The 646-nt window shown below is 53.7% G+C and carries 2 tRNA genes and 1 rRNA gene; all 3 read left to right on the plus strand.

The features are described from left to right. Positions 1-96: ribosomal RNA gene (locus tag OOZ63_RS28980) — 16S ribosomal RNA — on the plus strand; the annotation flags it as partial. A gap of 196 nt (positions 97-292) precedes the next feature. Beyond that, a tRNA-Ile gene (locus OOZ63_RS28985) sits at positions 293-369 on the plus strand. Positions 370-387: 18 nt separating this feature from the next. After that, a tRNA-Ala gene (locus OOZ63_RS28990) sits at positions 388-463 on the plus strand. Positions 464-646: the final 183 nt, after the last annotated feature.

Raw genomic sequence — 646 nt, forward strand, 5'->3', positions numbered from 1 at the left:
ACCGCAAGGAGGGCGATTACCACGGCAGGGTTCGTGACTGGGGTGAAGTCGTAACAAGGTAGCCGTATCGGAAGGTGCGGCTGGATCACCTCCTTTCTAGAAGAGATCGAGCCACGGTTGAGTCACTAGTGACTGAGCATGAGCGAGATCCACATGACTCATTTTTAAGCGCCCACACTTATCGGCTGTAATTCAACTGCAAGAGTGAATAAAGCGTGAGCCTGCCGAGCTGGCCTGGTCGGTTAGAGACGGGCAAGCGAGACTGAAGACGGGCTTATGCGAGAAAACGCGTGGGTCTGTAGCTCAGTTGGTTAGAGCACCGTCTTGATAAGGCGGGGGTCGCTGGTTCGAATCCAGCCAGACCCACCACGGATTTGAGAAGATCCCGGGGGATTAGCTCAGCTGGGAGAGCACCTGCTTTGCAAGCAGGGGGTCGTCGGTTCGATCCCGTCATCCTCCACCATTCACTCTGAACGATCTGGTTGACAAACCAAAGCATCCGAGTCGCTGCAAGGCGAGGGGGTTGTTGTGGTTTGTCAGTCAATATTGGCTGTTGTTCTTTAACAATTTGTAGAGTCGAATCAGCGTTGTCGACGGAAAGTTCAGTTCTTTGTAAAGGGGCTGGACACCGTGCCGTCGGCAACAT

The sequence above is a fragment of the Paucibacter sp. PLA-PC-4 genome, from assembly GCF_026241155.1.
In the GTDB taxonomy this organism is placed as follows: domain Bacteria; phylum Pseudomonadota; class Gammaproteobacteria; order Burkholderiales; family Burkholderiaceae_C; genus Roseateles_E.